The sequence below is a fragment of the Azonexus sp. genome (genome assembly GCF_036170495.1).
In the GTDB taxonomy this organism is placed as follows: Bacteria; Pseudomonadota; Gammaproteobacteria; order Burkholderiales; family Rhodocyclaceae; genus Azonexus.
In genome coordinates, this window is sequence record NZ_JAVHPH010000240.1 from 1 (window position 1) to 3,379 (window position 3,379).

The following is a 3,379-nucleotide window of genomic DNA, read 5'->3' on the forward strand; positions in this document are numbered from 1 at the left end:
TACCGATGATGCTCTTGACGAGCTTCACTGTGATTTTCTTGTCAGCCATGACTTAACCCAGCACCCTTTCAATCGGCAGGCCACGCTTGGCGGCAATTTCCGACGGCGTATTGACCTTCGACAGACCGTTGATGGTGGCACGCACGATGTTGTAAGGATTGGTCGAGCCGTGAGCCTTGGCCACCACGTTGGTCACGCCGACAACTTCGAAGACAGCTCGCATGGCGCCGCCTGCGATAATGCCGGTGCCTTCCGGTGCCGGCTGGATCATCACGGTCGTGGCACCATGACGGCCCATAACGGTGTGATGCACGGTGCCATTCTTCAGGCTAACCTTAGCCATCTTGCGACGCGCCTCTTCCATTGCCTTCTGAGCAGCCACAGGCACTTCGCGGGACTTGCCCTTGCCCATGCCAATGCCGCCATCGCCGTCACCGACAACGGTCAAGGCTGCGAAACCGAGGATTCGACCGCCCTTAACCACCTTGGTAACGCGATTGACCGCGACCATCTTTTCGCGCATTCCGTCATCACGCTCTTCAGCTTGCTGCGGCTTCTTGTTTCTTTCAGGTTTAGCCATTTTCTAACCTTATCCTTTCGCTGCGATCAGAACTTCAGACCGGCTTCACGCGCGGCTTCCGCCAGCGCCTGAACCCGACCGTGGTACTGAAGACCGGAACGATCGAAAGCCACTTGCTCAATGCCAGCGGCCTTGGCGCGCTCGGCAATCAGCTTGCCCACCGAAGTGGCAGCAGCCTTGTTACCGCCGTTCGGGACGTCATTGCGAACATCCTTGTCCAGCGTGGAAGCCGAAGCCAGGACCTTGCCGCCACAGGGCGAGATGATCTGGGCATAGATGTGCTGATTCGTGCGATTGACGCACAGACGCACAGCCTTGAGTTCGGCGATTTTGGCCCGGGTTTGGCGGGAACGGCGCAGACGCGCTTGTTTCTTATTAAACATATGCCACCCTTACTTCTTCTTGGTTTCCTTGATAACCACCACTTCGTCCGAGTATCGAACGCCCTTGCCCTTGTAGGGCTCCGGCTTGCGATATGCACGAACTTCGGCAGCGACCTGGCCAACCTGTTGCTTGTCGGCCCCCTTGATCAGGATTTCGGTCTGGGTTGGACATTCCACCTTCACACCAGCCGGCATCTTGTGCGCAACGGGGTGGGAAAAGCCCAACGACAGATTCAGGACATCACCTTGAGCCTGGGCGCGGTAACCCACGCCGACCAACTGGAGCTTGCGCTCGAAACCCTTGGAAACACCAGTAACCATGTTATTGATGTTGGCACGCATGGTGCCCCACATGGCAGCTGCGTTAGAGGCGCCTTCAACCTTGGAAACCTGGACGCTCTGACCTTCGACGGAAATCGTCACGGACGGATGCGTAATTGCCTTCAAGGTACCCAGCGGGCCCTTGACGGTAATGTCCGCACCAACCGAAACTTCAACGCCAGACGGCAGAACGATGGGATTTTTACCAATACGAGACATCGATACCCCCTTATGCCACGATGCAAAGAACTTCGCCGCCGACCTTGCTGGCGCGAGCTTTGCGATCAGTCATGACGCCCCTAGGGGTCGACACGATGGCGACGCCTAGACCGTTCATGACGCGAGGAATGTCTTCGCAACCCTTGTAGATACGCAGGCCGGGCTTGGAGACACGCTCGATGCGCTCAATGACCGGACGACCGGCGTAATACTTGAGTGCGATATCGAGGGTCGGCTTGCCATCAGCCTGACGAACTGCGAAATCATCAACGTAACCTTCATCCTTGAGCACGGCAGCAATTGCCACCTTGACTTTGGACGAGGGCATGGAGACAGACGCCTTTTCGGCGAGCTGGGCGTTGCGGATGCGAGTCAGCATGTCCGCGATCGGATCGCTCATAGCCATTTCTGAATCTCCTTTTTACCAGCTGGCTTTAACAACACCCGGAACTTCGCCATTGAAGGCCAGCTCGCGGATCTTGTGACGGCACAGACCGAACTTACGGAAAACACCACGCGGACGACCAGTCAGCTGGCAGCGGTTGCGCAGACGAGACGGGCTCGAATTGCGCGGCAGGGCCTGAAACTTCAGACGGGCAGCGTAACGCTCATCGTCAGACAGGCTCGCGTTATTGAAAATTGCCTCGAGGGCAGCACGCTTCTTGGCGTACTGAGCCACAAGCTTGCGGCGCTTTTCTTCACGGTTGATCAGAGCAAGTTTTGCCATGATTGCCTCAATTCTTGAACGGGAACTTGAACGCCGCCAACAGAGCCTTGGCTTCTGCGTCGGATTTCGCGGTCGTGGTGATGCTGATGTTCATACCCCGTAGAGCATCGATCTTGTCGTACTCGATTTCCGGGAAAATGATCTGCTCTTTGACACCCATGTTGTAGTTGCCCTGGCCATCAAAACCCTTGCCAGAAACCCCACGGAAGTCGCGAACACGCGGCAGCGCAACGGTGACCAGACGATCAAGGAACTCGAACATGCGAGGGCCACGCAGCGTGACCATACAGCCGATCGGGTAACCGTCACGAATCTTGAAGCCGGCAATAGACTTGCGGGCCTTGGTCGTCACCGGCTTCTGACCCGCAATCTTCTGCATGTCGCCAACGGCGTTCTCGAGAACCTTCTTGTCAGCCACCGCTTCACCTACACCCATGTTCAAGGTGATCTTGGTGATGCGCGGGACCTCCATCACGGACTTGTAACCAAATTGCTTGCTCAGATCAGCAACAACGGTTTCTTTGTAAAACTCTTGCAAACGCGCCATGACCACTCCTTATGCGTTCACCAGTTCGCCGTTCGACTTGAACACGCGAACCTTGCGGCCATCCTCGAGCGCCTTGATGCCGACACGGTCAGCCTTCTTGGTCGCCGGATTGAACAGCGCAACATTGGAGATATGAATCGGCATATCCTTATCAACGATGCCACCCGCCACACCTTTTACAGGATTCGGCTTGACGTGCTTCTTGGCACGATTGACACCCTCAACGAGCACGTGCTCATCATCGACACGACGGAGCACGGTACCGCGCTTGCCTTTGTCTTTACCGGTAATTACGACGATTTCGTCGCCTTTACGAATCTTTTCCATGGCCAGTCCTTACAGCACTTCAGGAGCCAAGGACACGATCTTCATAAAGCGCTCGGTACGCAGTTCGCGGGTTACCGGGCCAAAGATGCGCGTGCCGATCGGCTCGAGCTTGTTGTTAAGAAGAACGGCGGCATTGCCATCAAAGCGGACCAGCGAACCATCGGGACGACGAACGCCCTTGGCGGTGCGAACCACCACAGCATTGTAGACGTCGCCTTTTTTGACGCGGCCACGCGGCGCAGCATCCTTGATGCTGACCTTGATGATGTCACCAA

8 protein-coding genes are annotated in these 3,379 nt (G+C 56.3%); all 8 read right to left on the reverse strand.

Features of this window, described 5'->3' with window-relative positions; genetic code table 11:
• Nucleotides 1–52 precede the first annotated feature (52 nt).
• On the reverse strand, nt 53–580 hold the full coding sequence (rpsE, locus tag ADADOO_RS08240) for a 30S ribosomal protein S5 (protein WP_511276615.1): 528 nt from the start codon (nt 578–580) through the stop codon (nt 53–55).
• Nucleotides 581–606: 26 nt separating this feature from the next.
• On the reverse strand, nt 607–963 hold the full coding sequence (gene rplR, locus ADADOO_RS08245; RefSeq protein WP_117607658.1) for a 50S ribosomal protein L18: 357 nt from the start codon (nt 961–963) through the stop codon (nt 607–609).
• Between the two features lie 9 nt (nt 964–972).
• Entirely contained in the window at nt 973–1,503 is a 531-nt protein-coding gene (gene rplF, locus ADADOO_RS08250; protein WP_511276616.1) for a 50S ribosomal protein L6, read from the reverse strand.
• A 10-nt stretch (nt 1,504–1,513) separates the two neighbouring features.
• Nucleotides 1,514–1,909: a 30S ribosomal protein S8 gene (rpsH, locus tag ADADOO_RS08255; RefSeq protein ID WP_511276618.1), complete on the reverse strand. Its 396-nt coding sequence runs from the start codon at nt 1,907–1,909 to the stop codon at nt 1,514–1,516.
• Between the two features lie 15 nt (nt 1,910–1,924).
• Complete coding sequence (gene rpsN, locus ADADOO_RS08260) at nt 1,925–2,230, reverse strand: 30S ribosomal protein S14 (RefSeq protein ID WP_117607655.1); 306 nt, start codon at nt 2,228–2,230, stop codon at nt 1,925–1,927.
• Nucleotides 2,231–2,237: 7 nt separating this feature from the next.
• Nucleotides 2,238–2,777, reverse strand: a complete 540-nt coding sequence (rplE, locus tag ADADOO_RS08265) for a 50S ribosomal protein L5 (protein WP_226403532.1) — start codon at nt 2,775–2,777, stop codon at nt 2,238–2,240.
• Nucleotides 2,778–2,786: 9 nt separating this feature from the next.
• The gene (rplX, locus tag ADADOO_RS08270; protein WP_117607653.1) at nt 2,787–3,104 is read right to left on the reverse strand and encodes a 50S ribosomal protein L24; all 318 of its coding nucleotides are present in this window, start codon (nt 3,102–3,104) and stop codon (nt 2,787–2,789) included.
• Nucleotides 3,105–3,113: 9 nt separating this feature from the next.
• Nucleotides 3,114–3,379 (reverse strand): 50S ribosomal protein L14 (gene rplN, locus ADADOO_RS08275; RefSeq protein WP_511276621.1); only part of this gene is annotated, 266 nt, incomplete at its 5' end.